At 65.9% G+C, this 19,508-nt stretch carries 19 protein-coding genes; 15 read left to right on the top strand and 4 right to left on the bottom strand.

The window, feature by feature from the left end; translation table 11 throughout:
• Positions 1-15: 15 nt before the first annotated feature.
• The 10 genes from BT264_RS12770 to BT264_RS12725 all read left to right on the top strand — a co-directional run bounded on the left by BT264_RS12770 (position 16) and on the right by BT264_RS12725 (position 10,676).
• Positions 16-1,212: a 1-deoxy-D-xylulose-5-phosphate reductoisomerase gene (locus BT264_RS12770; protein ID WP_072437091.1), complete on the top strand. Its 1,197-nt coding sequence runs from the start codon at positions 16-18 to the stop codon at positions 1,210-1,212.
• An 11-nt stretch (positions 1,213-1,223) separates the two neighbouring features.
• Entirely contained in the window at positions 1,224-2,609 is a 1,386-nt protein-coding gene (rseP, locus tag BT264_RS12765) for an RIP metalloprotease RseP (RefSeq protein ID WP_072437092.1), read from the top strand.
• 62 nt (positions 2,610-2,671) lie between these two features.
• On the top strand, positions 2,672-4,981 hold the full coding sequence (gene bamA / locus BT264_RS12760; protein WP_083533996.1) for an outer membrane protein assembly factor BamA: 2,310 nt from the start codon (positions 2,672-2,674) through the stop codon (positions 4,979-4,981).
• Positions 4,982-5,045: 64 nt separating this feature from the next.
• Positions 5,046-5,543, top strand: coding sequence for an OmpH/Skp family outer membrane protein (locus tag BT264_RS12755; protein ID WP_034184747.1), 498 nt, complete (start codon positions 5,046-5,048; stop codon positions 5,541-5,543).
• A gap of 16 nt (positions 5,544-5,559) precedes the next feature.
• Positions 5,560-6,639, top strand: coding sequence for a UDP-3-O-(3-hydroxymyristoyl)glucosamine N-acyltransferase (gene lpxD / locus BT264_RS12750; RefSeq protein ID WP_072437094.1), 1,080 nt, complete (start codon positions 5,560-5,562; stop codon positions 6,637-6,639).
• 129 nt (positions 6,640-6,768) lie between these two features.
• A complete protein-coding gene (gene fabZ, locus BT264_RS12745) occupies positions 6,769-7,236 on the top strand; it encodes a 3-hydroxyacyl-ACP dehydratase FabZ (protein WP_006495559.1) in 468 nt (155 codons plus the stop codon).
• Positions 7,237-7,294: 58 nt separating this feature from the next.
• Positions 7,295-8,083 (top strand): acyl-ACP--UDP-N-acetylglucosamine O-acyltransferase, encoded by a 789-nt coding sequence (lpxA, locus tag BT264_RS12740; RefSeq protein WP_072437095.1) that lies wholly within the window; start codon positions 7,295-7,297, stop codon positions 8,081-8,083.
• Positions 8,084-8,086: 3 nt separating this feature from the next.
• The gene (gene lpxB, locus BT264_RS12735; RefSeq protein ID WP_072437096.1) at positions 8,087-9,256 is read left to right on the top strand and encodes a lipid-A-disaccharide synthase; all 1,170 of its coding nucleotides are present in this window, start codon (positions 8,087-8,089) and stop codon (positions 9,254-9,256) included.
• On the top strand, positions 9,253-9,897 hold the full coding sequence (gene rnhB / locus BT264_RS12730; protein ID WP_072437097.1) for a ribonuclease HII: 645 nt from the start codon (positions 9,253-9,255) through the stop codon (positions 9,895-9,897). Before lpxB ends, rnhB begins: the two co-directional genes overlap by 4 nt.
• Entirely contained in the window at positions 9,894-10,676 is a 783-nt protein-coding gene (locus BT264_RS12725) for a TrmH family RNA methyltransferase (RefSeq protein WP_072437098.1), read from the top strand. Before rnhB ends, BT264_RS12725 begins: the two co-directional genes overlap by 4 nt.
• 103 nt (positions 10,677-10,779) lie before the next feature.
• Here the strand turns inward: BT264_RS12725 and BT264_RS12720 are convergent, their stop codons facing one another.
• Positions 10,780-11,595, bottom strand: a complete 816-nt coding sequence (locus BT264_RS12720) for a posphoenolpyruvate synthetase regulatory kinase/phosphorylase PpsR (protein WP_034181125.1) — start codon at positions 11,593-11,595, stop codon at positions 10,780-10,782.
• Positions 11,596-11,971: 376 nt separating this feature from the next.
• Between BT264_RS12720 and ppsA the strand changes: the two genes are divergently transcribed.
• From ppsA to BT264_RS12700, 3 genes are all read left to right on the top strand, one after another.
• The gene (gene ppsA / locus BT264_RS12710; protein ID WP_072437100.1) at positions 11,972-14,371 is read left to right on the top strand and encodes a phosphoenolpyruvate synthase; all 2,400 of its coding nucleotides are present in this window, start codon (positions 11,972-11,974) and stop codon (positions 14,369-14,371) included.
• Between the two features lie 252 nt (positions 14,372-14,623).
• On the top strand, positions 14,624-15,058 hold the full coding sequence (locus BT264_RS12705; RefSeq protein WP_072437101.1) for an NfeD family protein: 435 nt from the start codon (positions 14,624-14,626) through the stop codon (positions 15,056-15,058).
• 33 nt (positions 15,059-15,091) lie between these two features.
• The gene (locus BT264_RS12700) at positions 15,092-16,027 is read left to right on the top strand and encodes an SPFH domain-containing protein (protein WP_072437102.1); all 936 of its coding nucleotides are present in this window, start codon (positions 15,092-15,094) and stop codon (positions 16,025-16,027) included.
• A 242-nt stretch (positions 16,028-16,269) separates the two neighbouring features.
• On the opposite strand, the gene smpB is transcribed toward BT264_RS12700, so the two are convergent.
• Positions 16,270-16,716, bottom strand: coding sequence for an SsrA-binding protein SmpB (gene smpB / locus BT264_RS12695; protein WP_006478511.1), 447 nt, complete (start codon positions 16,714-16,716; stop codon positions 16,270-16,272).
• 98 nt (positions 16,717-16,814) lie between these two features.
• On the opposite strand from smpB, the gene BT264_RS12685 reads away from it, so the two are divergent.
• The gene (locus BT264_RS12685) at positions 16,815-17,252 is read left to right on the top strand and encodes a type II toxin-antitoxin system RatA family toxin (protein ID WP_034181130.1); all 438 of its coding nucleotides are present in this window, start codon (positions 16,815-16,817) and stop codon (positions 17,250-17,252) included.
• 4 nt (positions 17,253-17,256) lie between these two features.
• Positions 17,257-17,580 carry an RnfH family protein gene (locus BT264_RS12680; protein ID WP_034181131.1) on the top strand — a complete coding sequence of 108 codons (324 nt, stop codon included), beginning with the start codon at positions 17,257-17,259 and terminating at the stop codon, positions 17,578-17,580.
• Between the two features lie 61 nt (positions 17,581-17,641).
• On the opposite strand, the gene BT264_RS12675 is transcribed toward BT264_RS12680, so the two are convergent.
• Entirely contained in the window at positions 17,642-18,625 is a 984-nt protein-coding gene (locus tag BT264_RS12675; protein ID WP_072437103.1) for a DMT family transporter, read from the bottom strand.
• Positions 18,626-18,803: 178 nt separating this feature from the next.
• The gene (locus BT264_RS12670) at positions 18,804-19,490 is read right to left on the bottom strand and encodes a Vgb family protein (protein ID WP_072437258.1); all 687 of its coding nucleotides are present in this window, start codon (positions 19,488-19,490) and stop codon (positions 18,804-18,806) included.
• Positions 19,491-19,508: the final 18 nt, after the last annotated feature.

Genomic DNA, 19,508 nt, shown 5'->3' with positions numbered 1-19,508 from the left:
ACCATTATCTCTGTTATGCAAAAACGTCTGACATTGCTCGGTTCCACGGGCTCGATCGGAGACAGCACGCTCGACGTGGTCGCGCGCCATCCCGAGCGTTTCTCGGTCTACGCGCTGACCGCGCACCGCAACGGCGACAAGCTCGTCGAGCAGTGCCTGCGCTTCGCGCCTGAAGTGGCGGTGGTCGGCGATGCCGCGACGGCCGCGCACGTCGAAGCGAAACTGCGCGCGGCGGGCAGCAAGACGATCGTGCTGCACGGGCCGCAGGCGCTCGTCGACGTGTCGACGAGCGACGGCTGCGACACGGTGGTCGCGGCGATCGTCGGCGCGGCAGGCCTCGCGCCGAGCCTCGCGGCCGCGCGTGCCGGCAAGCGGATTCTGCTCGCGAACAAGGAAGCGCTCGTGATGTCGGGCGCGATCTTCATGGACGCCGTGCGCGACCATGGCGCGATCCTGCTGCCGGTCGACAGCGAACACAACGCGATCTTCCAGTGCATGCCGCGCGATGCGGGCGAGCACGGCGGGATCTCGAAGATCATCCTGACCGCGTCGGGCGGCCCGTTCCGCACGCGCGAGCCGGCCACGCTCGTCGACGTGACGCCGGACGAGGCGTGCAAGCACCCGAACTGGGTGATGGGCCGCAAGATCTCGGTCGATTCCGCGACGATGATGAACAAGGGTCTCGAGGTGATCGAGGCGCACTGGATCTTCGGGCTGCCGGGCGACCGGATCGACGTGCTGATCCATCCGCAGAGCGTGATCCATTCGCTCGTGTCGTACCGCGACGGCTCGGTGCTCGCGCAGCTCGGCAACCCCGACATGCGCACGCCGATCGCGCATGCGCTCGCGTTTCCCGATCGCGTCGATGCGGGCGTCGACCAGCTCGATCTCGCGCAGATCGCGCAGCTGTCGTTCGAGAAGCCCGATTACGCGCGCTTCCCGTGCCTCGCGCTCGCGCTGAAGGCGCTTGAGGAAGGCGGCATCGCGAGCGCCGCATTGAACGCGGCGAACGAAGTTGCGGTCGAAGCGTTTCTCGAGCGCCGGATCGGCTTCATGGCGATCGCGGCGACGGTCGACGCAGTGCTCAACGCGCTGCCGAACCGTGCACCCGACGGGCTCGACGACGTCCTGGCGGCGGATGCCGAGGCACGCCGCCTCGCCGCCGCGATCATTGCAAAAGCGCCTGCGCCCCGCGTGGAGCGTACTGTCTGAATGGAGTGCTCATGAACGTGCTGGTCGAACTGATCGCGTTTGCGGTGGCGATCGGGGTGCTGGTCGTCGTGCATGAGTACGGACATTATCGCGTCGCGCGCTGGTGCGGCGTGAAGGTGCTGCGTTTCTCGATCGGCTTCGGCCAGCCCGTCGCGCGCTGGGTCAGCCGCAGGACGGGCACCGAGTGGACGCTGTCCGCGCTGCCGCTCGGCGGCTACGTGAAGATGCTCGACGAGCGCGATCCGGGCCCCGGCATCAGGCCGGAGGAGCTCGGCCAGGCATTCAACCGCCAGTCGGTCTACAAGCGCATCGCGATCGTTGCGGCCGGGCCGATTGCGAACTTCCTGTTGGCAATCGCGCTGTTTTCCGTCGTATTCGCGTCCGGCGTGACCGAGCCGGCCGCGATCGTCGCGCCGCCGGCCGCCGGCACGGTGGCGGCGCGCGCGGGCTTCGACGGCAGCGAGACGATCGTGTCGATCCGCAACGTGCGCGTAGGCGATGCGCAGGGCGGCGAGTCGGAGCCGGTGCGGTCGTGGTCGGACCTGCGCTGGAAGCTGCTGGCGGCCGCGTTCGATCATCGCGAGATCGTGCTCGGCGCGCGCGACGGCAGCGCGACGTTCGATTTCCGCGTCGACCTCCGCAATGTTCCCGAAAGCCAGCTCGACGACGATTTCATGACGCACCTGGGCTTCGAGGCCGGCGGCGGCACGCTGTCGGTCGCATCGGTGCAGCCCGGCAGCGCGGCGGAGCAGGCGGGCCTGAAGGCCGGCGACAAGCTGGTCGCGCTCGACGGCAAGCCGATCGGCGGCGCGTCGCGCTTCATTGATTCCGTCAAGCATCATGCGGGCAAGGCGCTCGACCTGCGGATCGAGCGCGACGGCGCCGCGCAGACGGTATCGATCGTGCCGCAGATGCAGCGCGACGACGAATCGGGGCAGCAGGTCGGCCGGATCGGCGCGGCGCTGTCGATGCACACGCCGTCCGTCGACGTGCGCTACGGGCCGATCGAGAGCCTGCGGCTCGGCGTGCACCGCACGTGGGACATCTCCGTGTATTCGCTGCGGATGTTCGGGCGGATGATCACGGGCAACGCGTCGCTGAAGAACCTGTCCGGCCCCGTGACGATCGCCGACTACGCGGGCAAGAGTGCACGGCTCGGTCCGTCGGCGTTCCTGTCGTTCCTCGCCCTTGTCAGCATTAGCCTTGGCGTCCTGAACTTGTTGCCGATTCCCGTTTTGGACGGGGGGCATCTGTTATATTATGCGGTTGAAGCCGCGACCGGGAAAGCCGTCTCGGAGCGCTGGCAACTGATTCTGCAAAGAGCCGGGTTGATCTGCATCGTCGCGTTGTCGGCGATCGCGCTGTTCAACGATCTGGCTCGGCTAATCCATTTCTGAAGCGTCAGGCGGCCGCCGCTGGGCAGTCGCCCGATTTGATGCAGCTTAAATATTGGGGATGCATGTTGTTCAAACCTCATCGCTTTGTACCTAAGACAGTTGCAGCGGCCGCGCTCGCCGCGCACGGCCTCGCGGCGCATGCAGCGGCACCGTTCGTGGTGCAAGACATCAAGATCGAGGGGCTGCAGCGCGTCGAAGCGGGTTCGGTGTTCGCCTATCTGCCGATCAAGCAGGGCGATACCTTCACGGACGACAAGGCATCCGAAGCAATCCGCGCGCTGTACGCGACGGGCTTCTTCAACGACGTGCGCATCGCCACGCAGGGCAACGTCGTGATCGTGCAGGTGCAGGAGCGTCCGGCGATCGCGTCGATCGACTTCACCGGCACGAAGGAATTCGACAAGGACAACCTGACGAAGGCGCTGCGCGCCGTCGGTCTCGCCGACGGCCGCTACTACGACAAGGCGCTCGTCGACAAGGCGGAGCAGGAGCTCAAGCGCCAGTACCTGACGCGCGGCTTCTACGCGGCCGAAGTCAAGACGACGGTCACGCCGGTCGACGCGAACCGCGTATCGATCCTGTTCGCGGTTGCCGAAGGCCCGAGCGCGAAGATCCGCCAGATCAACTTCATCGGCAACAAGGCGTTCAAGACGAGCACGCTGCGCGACGAGATGCAGCTGTCGACGCCGAACTGGTTCTCCTGGTACACGAAGAACGACCTGTACTCGAAGGAAAAGCTGACGGGCGACCTCGAGGCCGTGCGCTCGTACTACCTGAACCGCGGCTACCTCGAGTTCAACATCGAGTCGACCCAGGTGTCGATCTCGCCCGACAAGAAGGACATGTACCTGACGGTCACGCTGCACGAAGGCGAGCCGTACACGGTGTCGGGCATCAAGCTGTCGGGCAACCTGCTCGATCGCGAGGCCGAACTCAACAAGCTGATCAAGATCAAGCCGGGCGACCGCTTCTCGGCCGAAAAGCTGCAGCAGACCACCAAGTCGATCGTCGACAAGCTCGGTGAATACGGCTATGCATTCGCGGCCGTCAACGCGCAGCCGGACATCGACCAGGCGAACCACAAGGTGAACCTGAACCTCGTCGTCGATCCGAGCCGCCGCGTGTACGTGCGCCGCATCAACGTCGTCGGCAACACGCGCACGCGCGACGAAGTGGTGCGCCGCGAAATGCGCCAGCTCGAAAGCTCGTGGTTCGATTCGAACCGCCTCGCGCTGTCGAAGGACCGCGTGAACCGTCTCGGCTACTTCACCAACGTCGACGTGACGACGGTGCCGGTCGAAGGCACGAACGACCAGGTCGACGTGAACGTGAAGGTCGACGAAAAGCCGACCGGCGCGATCACGCTGGGCGCCGGCTTCTCGTCGACGGACAAGGTCGTGCTGTCGGCCGGCGTGTCGCAGGACAACGTGTTCGGTTCGGGTACCAGCCTGTCGGTGAACGTCAACACCGCGAAGAGCTACCGCACGCTGACCGTCACGCAGGTCGACCCGTACTTCACGGTCGACGGCATCAAGCGGATCACGGACGTCTACTACCGGACGTACCAGCCGCTCTACTATTCGACGAGCTCGAGCTTCCGGATCATCAGCGCGGGCGGCAACCTGAAGTTCGGCATCCCGTTCTCGGAAGTCGACACCGTCTACTTCGGCGCGGGCTTCGAGCAGAACCGCCTCGACGTCGATTCGAACACGCCGCAGAGCTACCAGGATTACGTGAACCAGTTCGGCCGCGTGTCGAACACGGTGCCGCTGACCGTCGCGTGGTCGCGCGACGCGCGCGACAGCGCGCTGATTCCGAGCCGCGGTTACTTCACGCAGGCGAACATGGAGTACGGCGTGCCGGTCGGCAAGATCCAGTACTACAAGGCCGACCTGCAGGCACAGTACTACTATTCGTTCTCGCGCGGCTTCATCCTGGGCCTGAACCTGCAGGGCGGCTACGGTAACGGTATCGGCAACCCGTACCCGATCTTCAAGAACTACTACGCGGGCGGTATCGGCTCCGTGCGTGGCTATGAGCCGAGCTCGCTGGGCCCGCGCGACACGAAGACGAACGACCCGATCGGCGGTTCGAAGATGCTGGTCGGCAACATCGAGCTGACGTTCCCGCTGCCGGGCACCGGCTACGACCGTACGCTGCGCGTGTTCACGTTCCTCGACGGCGGTAACGTGTGGGGCAACGCGCCGGGCGGCACGAGTACGGGCGCCAACGGCCTGCGTTACGGCTATGGTGTGGGTCTCGCGTGGATCTCGCCGATCGGCCCGCTGAAGCTGAGCCTCGGCTTCCCGCTGCAGAAGCACGAAGGCGACCAGTACCAGAAATTCCAGTTCCAGATCGGGACGGCGTTCTGACCGAACGCATGACAACAGCAACGAGAGGGTAATTTTGCTAACCGGTAAGTTTTCGAAACGAGTGATGTGCGCGCTGACCGTTGCGCTGGCCCTGGGCGCGGCGACGGTTCACGCACAGGACGTCGCCCGCATCGCGGCGGTCAATTCGGATCGGATCCTGCGCGAGTCGGCGCCCGCGAAGGCGGCGCAGACGAAGCTCGAAGCCGAGTTCGCGAAGCGCGACAAGGATCTGCAGGATCTGGCGGCGCGCCTGAAGTCGATGTCCGATTCGCTGGACAAGGGCGGCACGTCGCTGTCGGCGGCCGATCGCGCGCAGAAGCAGCGCGATCTCGCCCAGCTCGACACCGATTTCCAGCGCAAGCAGCGCGAGTTCCGCGAAGACCTGAACCAGCGTCGCAACGAGGAACTGGCGGCCGTGCTGGAGCGGGCGAACAAGGTCATCAAGCAGATCGCCGAGCAGCAGAACTACGACCTGATCGTGCAGGAAGCCGTGTACGTCAGCCCGCGCATCGACATCACCGACAAGGTGCTCAAGGCGCTCGCGTCCGGCTCGGCGAACTGAACGGAGCAGACGACGAATGGCATTGACGCTTGAGGAACTCGTAAAGCGGTTCGGCGGCGAGATCGCCGGCGACGCACAGTGCAAGGTGAGCGGGCTCGCGCCGCTCGACCAGGCAGGCCCTCAGCAACTCGCGTTCCTCGCGAATCCGAAGTACCTGTCGCAGGTCGAGTCGACCCGCGCAGGCGCGGTGCTGATCGCACCGAAGGATCTGGAAAAGCTGGGCGCGGCCGCTAACGGTCGCAATTTCATCGTGACGCCGAATCCGTACGCGTACTTCGCGCGCGTCGCGCAGATGTTCATCGACCTGGCCGCGCCGCCGCACGCCGCCGGCGTGCATCCGAGCGCGACGATCGATCCGGCCGCGAAGGTCGCCGCGAGCGCGGTGATCGGCCCGCACGTGACGGTCGAGGCCGGCGCAGTGATCGAGGACGGCGTGCAGCTCGACGCGAACGTATTCGTCGGCCGCGGCACGACGATCGGCGCAGGCTCGCACCTTTATCCCAACGCATCGGTGTACCACGGCTGCAAGGTCGGACCGCGCGCGATCGTCCATGCGGGCGCGGTGATCGGCTCCGACGGCTTCGGCTTCGCGCCGGATTTCGTCGGCGACGGCGACGTCCGCACCGGCAGCTGGGTCAAGATCCCGCAGGTCGGCGGCGTATCGATCGGCCCGGACGTCGAGATCGGCGCGAACACGACGATCGATCGCGGCGCGATGGCGGACACCGTCATCGAGGAATGCGTGAAGATCGACAACCAGGTGCAGATCGGTCACAACTGCCGGATCGGCGCCTATACCGTGATCGCCGGCAGCGCCGGCATCGCGGGCAGCACGACGATCGGCCGCCACTGCATGATCGGCGGCGCGGCCGGGATTGCCGGCCATGTGACGCTCGGCGACTACGTCATCATCACCGCGAAGTCGGGCGTATCGAAGTCGCTGCCGAAAGCCGGCATCTATACCAGCGCGTTCCCGGCCGTCGACCACGGCGAATGGAACAAGAGCGCCGCGCTCGTGCGCAACCTCGACAAGCTGCGCGACCGCATCAAGGCGCTCGAAGCCGCGCTCGCCGCCCAGGGCGGCACGGAAGCCTGAGCGCGCCATGCGAGACCACCAACCGGGCACGGCCAGCGCAACCGGCCCGGTTTGTCAGACTGGGCCGCATGGCGGCCCGCTTCAGCCTTTGCATCACCACCGCGCAGCCTCTGCGTGAGACGAACCATCATGAGCACTGAAAAAATCAATCTCGACATCCACAAGATCCTCACGCTGCTGCCGCATCGCTACCCGATTCTGCTCGTCGATCGCGTGCTCGAACTCGAGCCGCACAAAGGGATCAAAGCGCTGAAGAACGTGTCGATCAACGAGCCGTTCTTCCAGGGGCACTTCCCGAAGCGGCCGGTGATGCCGGGCGTGCTGATCCTCGAGGCGCTCGCGCAGGCCGCGGCGCTGCTGACCTTCGCGGAAGAGCAGCCGAAGGATCCGGAGAACACGCTGTACTACTTCGTCGGGATCGACGGTGCGCGCTTCAAGCGCGTGGTCGAACCGGGCGACCAACTGATTCTGAACGTGACGTTCGAACGCTACATCCGCGGCATCTGGAAGTTCAAGGCGGTGGCGGAAGTGGACGGCAAGGTGGCGGCGGAAGCCGAACTGATGTGCACGGTCAAGACGGCCGACGCGGCGCCCTGAGCGACGCGGCACGCATGGGCAACGCAACGCGACACATCACATCGAGAGGCAACGGCGCATGACCAGGATTCATCCCACCGCGATCGTCGAACCGGGCGCGCAGATCGACGAATCGGTCGAGATCGGCCCGTACGCGATCGTCGGCCCGAACGTCACGATCGGCGCGCGCACGACGATCGGCTCGCACAGTGTGATCGAAGGTCACACGGTGCTCGGCGAGGACAATCGCATCGGCCATTACGCATCGGTCGGCGGCCGTCCGCAGGACATGAAGTACAAGGACGAGCCGACGAAGCTCGTGATCGGCAACCGCAACACGATCCGCGAATTCACGACGATCCACACGGGCACGGTGCAGGACGTCGGCGTAACGACGCTCGGCGACGACAACTGGATCATGGCCTATGTGCACATCGGCCATGACTGCAGCGTCGGCAGCCACGTGATCCTGTCGAGCAACGCGCAGATGGCCGGCCACGTCGAGATCGGCGACTGGGCGATCGTCGGCGGGATGTCGGGCGTTCACCAGTTCGTGCGCATCGGTGCGCACTCGATGCTGGGCGGCGCGTCGGCGCTCGTGCAGGACATTCCGCCGTTCGTGATCGCGGCAGGCAACAAGGCCGAGCCGCACGGGATCAACATCGAAGGGCTGCGCCGGCGCGGTTTCTCGCCCGAAGCGATTTCGGCGCTGCGCAGCGCGTACCGCCTGCTGTACAAGAACGGCCTGTCGCTCGAGGAAGCGAAGGTGCAGCTGCGCGAGCTGGCGGAGGCGGGCGGCGACGGCGATGCGCCGGTGAAGGCGCTCGTCGAGTTCATCGACGCGTCGCAACGCGGCATCATCCGCTAAGCGATGCCGTTTCCGACCAATCAGCTCCGGCTCGCGATGGTGGCAGGCGAGCCATCGGGCGACCTGCTCGCGGCGTCGCTGCTCGGCGGGCTGCGCGAGCGGCTGCCCGAATCGGCCCAGTACTACGGGATCGGCGGGCCGCGGATGATCGCGCAGGGCTTCGATTCGCACTGGCAGATGGACAAGCTGACCGTGCGCGGTTATGTCGAGGCGCTGGGCCAGATTCCCGAGATCCTGCGGATTCGCGGCGAGCTGAAGCGCCAGGTGCTCGCGGAGCGGCCGGCCGCGTTCATCGGCATCGACGCGCCGGATTTCAACTTCAGCGTCGAGCAGGCCGTGCGCGACGCGGGCATCCCGTCGATCCACTTCGTGTGCCCGTCGATCTGGGCATGGCGCGGCGGCCGGATCAAGAAGATCGCGAAGTCCGTCGATCACATGCTGTGCCTGTTCCCGTTCGAGCCGGCGATTCTCGACAAGGCAGGCGTCGCGTCGACCTACGTCGGCCATCCGCTGGCCGACGAGATCCCGCTAGAGCCCGACACGCATGGCGCGCGCATCGCGCTCGGCCTGCCCGCGGACGGTCCCGTGATCGCGGTGCTGCCGGGCAGCCGGCGCTCGGAGATTGCGCTGATCGGCCCGACGTTCTTCGCGGCGATGGCACTGATGCAGCAGCGCGAGCCCGGCGTGCGGTTCGTGATGCCGGCGGCGACGCCCGCGCTGCGCGAGCTGCTGCAGCCGCTCGTCGACGCGCATCCGCAGCTCGCGCTGACGATCACCGATGGCCGCTCGCAGGTCGCGATGACGGCCGCCGACGCGATCCTCGTGAAGAGCGGCACCGTCACGCTGGAAGCCGCGCTGCTGAAGAAGCCGATGGTGATCTCGTACAAGGTGCCCTGGCTGACCGGGCAGATCATGCGCCGGCAGGGCTACCTGCCGTATGTCGGCTTGCCGAACATCCTGGCGGGGCGCTTCGTCGTGCCCGAGCTGCTGCAGCATTTCGCGACGCCCGAGGCGCTCGCCGATGCGACGCTCACGCAGCTGCGCGACGACGCGAACCGCCGCACGCTGACCGACGTGTTTACCGAAATGCATCTTTCGCTGCGGCAGAACACGGCCGCGAAGGCGGCCGAAGCGGTCGTGCGCGTGCTCGAACAACGCAAGGGGCGCGCATGACGGCAGTACGTGCACCGCGCCGCCGCGCGTCGAGCGACGTGCAGGGCGGCTTCGACTTCAGCCGGCCCGACGAGATCGTCTGCGGCGTCGACGAAGCCGGCCGCGGCCCGCTCGCGGGGCCGGTGGTGGCCGCGGCGGTGATTCTCGATCCGGCGCAGCCGATCGACGGGCTCGACGATTCGAAGGCGCTGTCCGCGAAGAAGCGCGACGTGCTGTACGACCTGATCGTCGCGCGTTCGCGCGCGTATTGCGTTGCGTCGGCAAGCGTCGACGAAATCGATACGTTGAACATCCTGCACGCAACGATGCTCGCGATGAAGCGGGCCGTCGAGGGCCTGTCGGTCCTGCCGACGCTCGCGCAGATCGACGGCAACCGCTGCCCGACGCTGACGGTGCGTGCCGAGGCGATCGTCAGCGGCGATGCGCTCGTACCGAGCATCTCGGCCGCGTCGATCCTCGCGAAGGTCACGCGTGACCGCATGCTCGTCGACCTGCACGAACGCTTCCCGGTGTACGGTTTCGACGTGCATGCGGGTTACGGCACCGCGAAACACCTTGCCGCGCTGCGCGAGCACGGCCCGTGCGAAGCGCACCGGCGCTCGTTCGCGCCGGTCCGGGCGGCACTCGACCTGATTCGATGAAAAGCATTACTTCCCGTGACAACCCGCTGTACAAGCGCCTGAAGGCGCTCGCGGGTTCGACGCACCATCAGCGCCGCGGCGGCCAGGCGATGCTCGAAGGATTCCATCTCGCGAGCGCGTACCTCGATACGGGGGCGACGCCCGAGCTGTGCGTGGCGACCGAAGGCGCGCTCGGCCACGCCGAGGCGCAGGCGATCGTCGCGCGCATCGACGCGCAGCGTGTCGTCACGCTGCCCGATGCGCTGTTCGGGCAGTTGTCGAACGTCGTCAACGGCGTCGGGTTCCTGCTGCTCGTCGACCGGCCGGCGCAACCGCTGCCTGAGCGCGTGACGCACACGTCGGTCGTGCTCGACGGCGTGCAGGACGCCGGCAACGTCGGCTCGATCCTGCGCAGCGCCGCGGCGGCCGGTGTGCGCCACGTGTTCTGTGCGCCGGGCACGGCCTATGCGTGGTCGTCGAAGGTGCTGCGCTCGGGCATGGGCGCGCATTTCCTGCTGTCGATCCACGAAGACGTTGACGCCGCGGCGCTCGCCGAACGCCTCGACCTACCGGTCGCGCTGACCGATTCGCATGGCGCGCAGGCGCTCTACGACTGCGACCTGTCGGGGCCCGTCGCATGGGTGTTCGGCAACGAGGGCGCCGGCGTATCGGCGTTCTGGCGCGATGCGGCCACGCATCGCGTGACGATTCCGCAGCCGGGCGGGATGGAGTCGCTGAATGTCGCGGCAGCAGCGGCGATCTGCCTGTTCGAGCAGGTGCGACAGCAGCGGCCTGCGTGACGCCCCACGCAAGCATTCCCCGCACCACGAAAAAGGCCGCCTGCATGTGCAGGCGGCCTTTTTGTTTCCGGCTGCGGCCGAGCGGCCGCAAGCGCGCCGGCGCTCAGTACGACTGCCGGTCGAGGCGGATTTCCTGCAGGATCGTCGTCGCGATTTCCTCGATCGACTTGTGCGTCGACGACAGCCACTTGATCCCTTCGCGACGCATCATCGCTTCGGCCTCGTTGATCTCGAAGCGGCAGTTCTCGGGCGCCGCGTACTTGCTGCCCGGCCGTCGCTCGTTGCGGATCTCGGACAGGCGCTGCGGGTCGATCGACAGCCCGAACAGCTTTTCGCGGTGCGCGGAGAGCGCCGACGGCAGCTTGCCGCGTTCGAAGTCTTCCGGAATCAGCGGATAGTTCGCGGCCTTCACGCCGTACTGCATCGCGAGATACAGGCTCGTCGGCGTCTTGCCGCTGCGCGACACGCCGACGAGGATCACGTCGGCCTCCGACAGGTTGCGGTTCGACTGGCCGTCGTCGTGCGCGAGCGAGAAGTTGATCGCCTCGATCCGCGTCTTGTATTCCTCGGTATCCGCGTTCTGGTGACCGCGGCCCATCGCGTGGCTCGACTTGAGCTCCAGCTCCTGCTCGAGCGGCTCGACGAAGCGCTGGAACATGTCGAGCACGAGCGCGTTGGAGCGCTTGACGATGTCGTTCGACTCGCTGTCGACGAGCGTCGTGAATACGATCGCGCGGCGGCCGTCGTGCACGGCGGCCTCGTTGATCTTCTCGACGGTCGCATAGGCCTTGTCGAGCGAGTCGACGAACGGCACGCGCACGAGACGGAATTTCTGGTCGAACTGGGAGAGGATCGAGTGCGCGAAGGTTTCGGCAGTAATCCCGGTGCCGTCGGAGACGATGAAAACGGTAGGCAGCATGAATCTGGGCGTCGAACGTGAAGGGCGGTTGCACGGGGCGGCTGGAGGTTCGCCTCCAGACACAGTGACAAGGTCGCGCCACATCCGGCAGCCGGCACGGTAGAATAGCGGCAACCTGTTGGATAAGCAATTGCGGGGGCAGGGCGCGAACGGCGCCCGTGGCTTCGCCGCTCGATTCCAAAATTCCCGGCAAGTTTGGCGATTTGTCTGCAAATATCGCCCTTCTGCCGGGATTTTTGCAAATCGGGTCGGAAGATTTTCCGCCCTGCGAGTGTTTATCTAACAGGTTGCGCAAGACGCGCCGCGCCTTTTTGCAAGCGCCCGCGTCCAAGCCCACTTGCGCGATCGAGCATTTTTTTCACACTTAGGGGCTTGTATGACTAACGCAGCAAACGTCGCAAAGGACCAGGCGTATGTAATTCCGTTCGAGCAGTTGCGGATGACCGATGTGGAGATCGTCGGCGGCAAGAATGCGTCGCTCGGCGAGATGATCAGCCAGCTTTCCGAAGCTGGCGTTCGCGTGCCCACCGGTTTCGCCACGACCGCGCTCGCCTTCCGCGATTTCCTCACGCACAACGACCTTACCGACCGCATCGCCAAGCGTCTCGAGTCGCTCGACATCGACGACGTGAAGGCGCTCGCCGAAGCCGGTGCCGAAATCCGCAAGTGGATCGTCGACGCGCCGATGCAGGCGCGCCTCGAGCAGGAAATCCGCGCGCAGTTCGAAGTCCTGAAGAACGGCTCGCCGGGCGAGCTGTCGTTCGCCGTGCGCTCGTCCGCGACCGCGGAAGACCTGCCCGACGCATCGTTCGCCGGCCAGCAGGAGTCGTACCTGAACGTCGTCGGCATCGAAGACGTGCTCGACCGCATGAAGCACGTGTTCGCGTCGCTGTATAACGACCGCGCGATCTCGTACCGCGTGCACAAGGGCTTCACGCACGCCGAGGTCGCTCTGTCGGCCGGCGTGCAGCGCATGGTCCGCTCGGACGTCGGCGCCGCCGGCGTGATGTTCACGATCGACACCGAATCGGGCTTCAAGGACGCCGTGTTCATCACGTCGAGCTACGGCCTGGGCGAAACCGTCGTGCAGGGCGCGGTGAACCCGGACGAGTTCTATGTGTTCAAGACGACGCTCGCACAGGACAAATACCCGATCATCCGCCGCTCGATCGGCTCGAAGCTGATCAAGATGGAATTCACGCAGCCGGGCGAGCCGGGCCGCGTGAAGACGGTCGACGTGTCGCACGAGCAGCGCAACCGCTACTCGATCACCGACGAGGACGTGATCGAGCTGGCGAAGTACGCGGTCATCATCGAGAAGCACTACCAGCGTCCGATGGACATCGAGTGGGGCAAGGACGGCCGCGACGGCAAGATCTTCATCCTGCAGGCGCGTCCGGAAACGGTGAAGAGCCAGGCGAGCGGCAAGGCCGAGCAGCGCTTCAAGCTGAAGAGCCAGTCGCAGGTTCTCGCGACGGGCCGTGCGATCGGCCAGAAGATCGGCGCGGGCCGCGTGCGCGTGATCCAGGATCCGTCGGAAATGGAACGCGTGCAGCCGGGCGACGTGCTGGTTGCCGACATGACCGACCCGAACTGGGAGCCGGTGATGAAGCGTGCAGCCGCGATCGTCACGAACCGTGGCGGCCGGACCTGCCACGCGGCGATCATCGCGCGTGAGCTCGGCGTGCCGGCGGTCGTCGGCTGCGGCGACGCAACCGACGTGCTGAAGGACGGCGCGCTCGTCACCGTGTCGTGCGCGGAAGGCGACGAAGGCAAGATCTACGACGGCCTGCTCGAGACGGAAGTCACGGAAGTGCAGCGCGGCGAACTGCCGGAAATCCCGGTCAAGATCATGATGAACGTCGGCAACCCGCAGCTCGCGTTCGACTTCTCGCAGCTGCCGAACGGCGGCGTGGGCCTCGCGCGTCTCGAGTTCATCATCAACAACAACATCGGCGTTCACCCGAAGGCGATTCTCGAGTACCCGAACATCGACCAGGACTTGAAGAAGGCCGTCGAGAGCGTCGCGCGCGGCCACGCGTCGCCGCGTCAGTTCTATGTCGACAAGCTGACGGAAGGTGTCGCGACGATCGCCGCGGCGTTCTATCCGAAGCCCGTGATCGTGCGCCTGTCCGACTTCAAGTCGAACGAGTACAAGAAGCTGATCGGCGGTTCGCGTTACGAGCCGGACGAGGAAAACCCGATGCTGGGCTTCCGCGGCGCGTCGCGCTACATCGCGGAAGACTTCGCGCCGGCGTTCGAGATGGAGTGCCGTGCACTGAAGCGCGTGCGCGACGAGATGGGCCTGACCAACGTCGAGATCATGGTGCCGTTCGTGCGTACCGTGAAGCAGGCGGAGCGTGTCGTCGGCCTGCTCGAGAAGTTCGGCCTGAAGCGCGGCGAAAACGGCCTGCGCCTCGTGATGATGTGCGAAGTCCCGACCAACGCGATCCTCGCCGAAGACTTCCTGCAGCACTTCGACGGTTTCTCGATCGGCTCGAACGACCTCACGCAGCTCACGCTCGGCCTCGACCGCGACTCGGGCATGGAACTGCTGGCAGTCGACTTCGACGAACGCGATCCGGCCGTCAAGTTCCTGCTGAAGCGTGCGATCGATACCTGCCGCAAGATGGGCAAGTACGTCGGCATCTGCGGCCAGGGCCCGTCCGATCACCCGGACTTCGCCCAATGGCTGGCCGACGAAGGCATCGTGTCGATCTCGCTGAACCCGGACACGATCATCGATACGTGGCAGGCGCTCGCCAACCGGAAGTAACGGCCGGTAACGCACCTTCGGCGAAAGCGCGGGTCCGCCGCGCTTTCGTTGAAGGCAAAATGCAAGGTTCATGCTATAAACACCCCGGTAGACGCCGGGGTGTTTTTGTTTGTCGGGACGCGCCGGGCCGCCCCAAGCGTGCCGACCGCCCCCTCGAGGGGAGGTGAACGTGTCGATCCGGAGTAGCGCTTCAGCGCGTACTCCGGTCCCATGCAACGCAAGTGAGCGTTGGGGCGTTTTCTGGAGACCACAATGATGTCGGGGCATCTGTTCTGGTGGGTTGCGGTGGGTGTGCTGGTCGTGGCCGAGTTGCTGACGGGCACGTTCTATCTGCTGATGATCGCGCTCGGCTTTCTCGCGGGCGGGTTGCTGCAACTGGCGGGTTTCGCGCCGCACGTGCAGTTCGGCGCGGCGGCCGTGGTGGCGATCGTCGCGATGATCGTGCTGCGCCGTTCGGGGCTCGGCCGCAAGCAGAAGCGCGACACGTCGACGAATCCCGACATCAATCTCGATATCGGTGCGACCGTTACGGTCGACGCGTGGCGTGACGGTCGTGCGCGCGTGCAGTATCGCGGCGCCGACTGGGACGTCGAGCTCGCGAACGGCGAGCGCGACGATGCGCACGTGTATCAGGTAAGCGCCGTGCGCGGCAACTGTCTCGTGGTCGTGGCGAAACCCGCGGGCTGATTGTCCGCCGATACAACAAGGAGGGAATAGTTCATGGATTCGCTGATCATCTGGGTTGTCCTGCTCGTCATCGCGATCGTGATCGTGTCGAAGACGGTGAAGATCGTGCCGCAGCAGCATGCGTGGGTGCTCGAGCGCTTCGGTCGCTATCACGCGACGCTGTCGCCGGGGCTGAACATCGTGCTGCCGTTCGTCGATCGCATCGCGTACCGGCACGTGCTGAAGGAAATTCCGCTCGACGTGCCGAGCCAGATCTGCATCACGCGCGACAACACGCAGCTTCAGGTCGACGGCGTGCTGTATTTCCAGGTGATGGACCCGATGAAGGCGTCGTACGGGTCGAGCAACTTCGTGCTCGCGATCACGCAGTTGTCGCAAACGATGCTGCGCTCGGTAATCGGCAAGCTGGAGCTCGACAAGACCTTCGAGGAGCGCGACTTCATCAACCACAGCATCGTGTCGGCGCTCGACGAGGCCGCGGCGAACTGGGGCGTGAAAGTGCTGCGCTACGAGATCAAGGACCTGACGCCGCCGAAGGAGATTCTGCACGCGATGCAGGCACAGATCACCGCCGAGCGCGAGAAGCGCGCGCTGATCGCCGCGTCCGAAGGCCGCAAGCAGGAGCAGATCAACCTCGCGTCGGGCGCGCGCGAGGCGGCGATCCAGAAGTCCGAAGGCGAGCGGCAGGCCGCGATCAACCAGGCGCAGGGCGAGGCGGCCGCGATTCTCGCGGTGGCCGAGGCGAACGCGCAGGCGATCCAGAAGATCGCGAGCGCGATCCAGTCGCAGGGCGGGATGGACGCGGTGAACCTGAAGGTCGCCGAGCAGTATGTCGGCGCGTTCTCGAATCTCGCGAAGCAGGGCAATACGCTGATCGTGCCGTCGAACCTGTCGGATCTCGGCAGTGCGATCGCATCGGCGATGTCGATCGTCAAGAACGCGTCGCCGGTCGCGGGCGGGAAGGGCTGAGCCGGACGCACTATGTGCCGACGGCTGCCGTATGCGATAGGCGTGCGGCGAATCGTCGCGCAGCCGGGCGGGCTCGGATGAGGTCCGTCGGTTGCCGGCTGGCCCGTATCGTCAACCGAACCGGCGCGGCATCCGGAATCCCGCCGCCCGCGTCCGGTCGCCGATATGTGCGAATCACGCTTTACAAAGCAACACGGCCCGCTTCGAGCGGGCCGTATCGTTTGTGATGCGTATCGCGCGCGTCAGGTGCCGGCGCGCATGATGCGCGCTTTCTCGCGTTCCCAGTCGCGCTTCTTCTCGGTTTCGCGCTTGTCGTGCAGTTTCTTGCCTTTCGCGAGCGCGATGTCGCACTTCACGCGGCCGCCCTTGTAGTGGAAGTTCAGCGGCACGAGCGTGTAGCCGCGCTGCTCGACCTTGCCGATCAGTTTCTTGATTTCCTCACGGTGCAGCAGCAGCTTGCGCGTGCGGACCGGGTCGGGCTTGATGTGCGTCGAGGCTTCGGGCAGCGGGCTGATATGGGTGCCGATCAGGAAGATCTCGGCGTTCTTCACCACGACGTAGCCTTCCTTGATCTGGCCTCGCCCGGCACGCAGCGCCTTGACTTCCCAGCCCTCAAGCACGAGCCCCGCTTCGTAGCGTTCCTCGATGTGATAATCGAAGTGCGCTTTCCTGTTGTCGATGATGCTCATGAAAGGATCGGGCCAACTCGTTTAAAATCACGATTTTAGCAAAGCGGGGCGTGAATCGCCCGGCTTGCGTTCCCACCTTGAGCGATGCCGCGCGATTTATGGCAGATGTCCAGAAAACCGTATTGATCCGTCATTCGGCGGAACAGATGTTCGACCTCGTCACCGACGTGGCCGATTACCCCAATTTCCTGCCCTGGTGCGGCGGCGTCGAGATTCGCCGTCAGGACGACAGCGGGATGGAAGCGCGCATCGATATCAACTTCAAGGGCATCAAGCAGCATTTCGCGACGCGCAACACGCAGCAGCGTCCGACGCGGATCGACATGGAGTTCACGGACGGCCCGTTCAAGAAGTTCACGGGCTCGTGGCGCTTCACCGCGCTGCGCGCCGATGCGTGCAAGATCGAATTCGCGCTGCACTACGAGTTTTCGAGCATCCTGCTCGAGAAAATCATCGGGCCGGTGTTCAGCCACATCGCGAACACGTTCGTCGATTCGTTCGTGAAGCGTGCGGACCAGCGCTACGGGAAGGGGTGACGCGATGCTGTCGATCGAAGTCTGCTATGCGCTGCCGGACCGCCAGACGCTGATTCGGGTGTCGCTGCCCGAAGGCGCGACCGTTCGCTCGGCGATCGACGCGAGCGGCGTGCTCGCGCTGCACCCGGAGATCGACCTCGCGCAAGCGAAGACGGGCGTGTACGGCAAGCTCGCGCCGCTCGACGCGCCGCTCGCCGACCACGATCGCGTCGAGATCTACCGCCCGCTGATCGTCGATCCGAAGCTGGCGCGCCAGCGGCGCGTCGACAAGTCCCGCCGCGCCGGCTCGATCGAGGGCCGCAAGTGGATGCACAAGGACGCGCGCTGACGCGCGATTCCGCTTCTTTCGCTCCTTCCGCTCCGATTCGTCTGATCAAGCGCCGCGGCGCTCAGTGGGCCGCGGCGTTCGCGTTGACCGACGCGCTGCCCGGCGTGTCTCCGCCGGCGGGCGTGTCGTCGTGCTGTCGCACCGAGCCGTACACGCCTGCGAGCAGCAGCACGAGCGCGGCGATCTCGAGCGCGTGCGGCATCCGCTGGTCGTAGGCGAACGCGTAAAGCATCGCGAACACGGTTTCGAACACGATCAACTGACCCGACAGCGTGAGCGGCAACCGCTTCGACGCCGCATTCCACAGCCCGTTGCCGAGCCATGACGCGCCGATCGCGAGTACGAGATTCAGCAGCCAGAACAGTTGCCAGCGCGACGCCGGGACGGCCGCCTGCACCGTGCCGGCCGGCAGCGCGAGGATCGCGATCCAGCAGAGCGCGCCGATCAGGCCTGTCACGACACCCCACAGCACCGACCATTCGTTGCCGCCGAAATGATGATGGCGCTGCAGGTAGCGCGTGTTCGCGACCGCGTACCAGGTCCAGCTCGCGAGCGCGCCGGCCGCGCAGGCGATGCCCGCGAGCTTCTGGCCGAGCGTCGTCGCGTGCGCGGCCTCGGACGTGAACAGGTCGACGTTGATGCAAGCGATGCCCGCGATCACCAGTGCGAGCGGGACGGCAAGCCGCCGCAGCGGCACGGCGCCGTGGTCGCCGATGCCCGCGAGCGTGACGGTGACGGGCAATACGCCGACGATCAGCGAGCTGGGCGCGATGCCGATCAGATGCACGGCGCCGGACAGCAGCATGTAGTAAGCGACGTTGCCGACGACCGCGAGCTTCACGAGCGCGACGAGATCTTCGCGGGTCAGCCGCGCGAGCAGCGAGCGGGCGGCCGGCAGCGCGGCCGCGAGCGACACGACGCCATACATCGCGTAGCGGCCGGCGCTCAGCAGCAGCGGCGAGAAGTCGGTCAGCAGCCGCGGAACGAGAAACACCATGCCCCACAGGGCACCTGCCAGAACACCATAGACCACACCGCGCCGCATCGACCGCTCCGAACACATGACTGACGAGCGCGCATCTTAGCGACGCCGGTTCGGCGGCGTCTTGTTCATTCCTGCACTCGGGGCGTGGCGGGGTTTCGATGTGCCGTGCGACGGAGCGGTCGCGATCCGTTCCTGGTTATCGAGGGCTCGAGGGTTCGCGGCCGCGGTACGGTGCGAATCAGCCGTCGGCCGGGTCGGGCGTCGCACCGGCGCCGTCGCCCGACGCCCGCACGCGCGCCGGGCGACGCACGGTGCGCAGCTTGCCGCTGTTGCCGCCGCCGCAGTAGAAAAGATCGCGGCCGTCGGATTCGAGCCCCGACACGCCGACGCCGGGCGGCATGTCGACCTGCTCGAGCACCTGGCCCGTACGCGGATCGACGTGCCGCAAATCGCTCTGGTCGGCTTCCCAGGTGCCGTGCCACAGCTCGCCGTCGACCCACGTCACGCCGGTGACGAAGCGGTTCGATTCGATCGTGCGCAGCACGGCGCCCGATTCCGGATCGATCTGATGAATCTTGCGTTCGCGGTACTGGCCGACCCACAGCGTGCCTTCGGCCCACGCGAGCCCAGAGTCGGCGCCGCCGCCGGGTGCCGGGATCGTCGCCAGCACGCGGCCCGATTCCGGATCGATCTTCTCGATGCGGTCCTCGACGATCTGGAACAGGTGGCGGCCGTCGAACGCCGTGCCCGCATGCGCGGCGACGTCGAGCGAGCGGACGGTCGTGCCGCGCTCCGGATCGAGCGCATTCAGCTTGTCGCCGGACGCGTACCACACGTGCCGCCCGTCGAACGTGACGCCGTGCACGCCGTCGACGCCCGGAAACGGGCCGTATTCGCGAATGATGTCTGCATTGGAGCGTTTCATGTTCGTCACCTCGTCGTT

Origin of the sequence: Burkholderia sp. NFPP32 (assembly GCF_900119325.1) — a bacterium.
Classification (GTDB): Bacteria; Pseudomonadota; Gammaproteobacteria; order Burkholderiales; family Burkholderiaceae; genus Burkholderia; species Burkholderia pyrrocinia_C.
Note: the sequence above shows the minus strand (reverse complement) of the source record. Positions and strands in the feature narration are given on the sequence as shown.

Bases quoted from the DNA above. Each gene is read 5' to 3' on its own strand.
- BT264_RS12725 (WP_072437098.1), top strand. From the start codon at position 9,894: ATGAAAAGCATTACTTCCCGTGACAACCCGCTGTACAAGCGCCTGAAG.
- smpB (WP_006478511.1), bottom strand. From the start codon at position 16,716: ATGAGCATCATCGACAACAGGAAAGCGCACTTCGATTATCACATCGAG.
- BT264_RS12700 (WP_072437102.1), top strand. From the start codon at position 15,092: ATGGATTCGCTGATCATCTGGGTTGTCCTGCTCGTCATCGCGATCGTG.
- BT264_RS12680 (WP_034181131.1), top strand. From the start codon at position 17,257: ATGCTGTCGATCGAAGTCTGCTATGCGCTGCCGGACCGCCAGACGCTG.
- BT264_RS12685 (WP_034181130.1), top strand. From the start codon at position 16,815: ATGGCAGATGTCCAGAAAACCGTATTGATCCGTCATTCGGCGGAACAG.
- BT264_RS12770 (WP_072437091.1), top strand. From the start codon at position 16: ATGCAAAAACGTCTGACATTGCTCGGTTCCACGGGCTCGATCGGAGAC.
- lpxD (WP_072437094.1), top strand. From the start codon at position 5,560: ATGGCATTGACGCTTGAGGAACTCGTAAAGCGGTTCGGCGGCGAGATC.
- BT264_RS12675 (WP_072437103.1), bottom strand. From the start codon at position 18,625: ATGCGGCGCGGTGTGGTCTATGGTGTTCTGGCAGGTGCCCTGTGGGGC.
- fabZ (WP_006495559.1), top strand. From the start codon at position 6,769: ATGAGCACTGAAAAAATCAATCTCGACATCCACAAGATCCTCACGCTG.
- BT264_RS12755 (WP_034184747.1), top strand. From the start codon at position 5,046: ATGTGCGCGCTGACCGTTGCGCTGGCCCTGGGCGCGGCGACGGTTCAC.
- BT264_RS12670 (WP_072437258.1), bottom strand. From the start codon at position 19,490: ATGAAACGCTCCAATGCAGACATCATTCGCGAATACGGCCCGTTTCCG.
- lpxB (WP_072437096.1), top strand. From the start codon at position 8,087: ATGCCGTTTCCGACCAATCAGCTCCGGCTCGCGATGGTGGCAGGCGAG.
- bamA (WP_083533996.1), top strand. From the start codon at position 2,672: ATGTTGTTCAAACCTCATCGCTTTGTACCTAAGACAGTTGCAGCGGCC.
- BT264_RS12720 (WP_034181125.1), bottom strand. From the start codon at position 11,595: ATGCTGCCTACCGTTTTCATCGTCTCCGACGGCACCGGGATTACTGCC.
- ppsA (WP_072437100.1), top strand. From the start codon at position 11,972: ATGACTAACGCAGCAAACGTCGCAAAGGACCAGGCGTATGTAATTCCG.
- lpxA (WP_072437095.1), top strand. From the start codon at position 7,295: ATGACCAGGATTCATCCCACCGCGATCGTCGAACCGGGCGCGCAGATC.
- rnhB (WP_072437097.1), top strand. From the start codon at position 9,253: ATGACGGCAGTACGTGCACCGCGCCGCCGCGCGTCGAGCGACGTGCAG.
- BT264_RS12705 (WP_072437101.1), top strand. From the start codon at position 14,624: ATGATGTCGGGGCATCTGTTCTGGTGGGTTGCGGTGGGTGTGCTGGTC.
- rseP (WP_072437092.1), top strand. From the start codon at position 1,224: ATGAACGTGCTGGTCGAACTGATCGCGTTTGCGGTGGCGATCGGGGTG.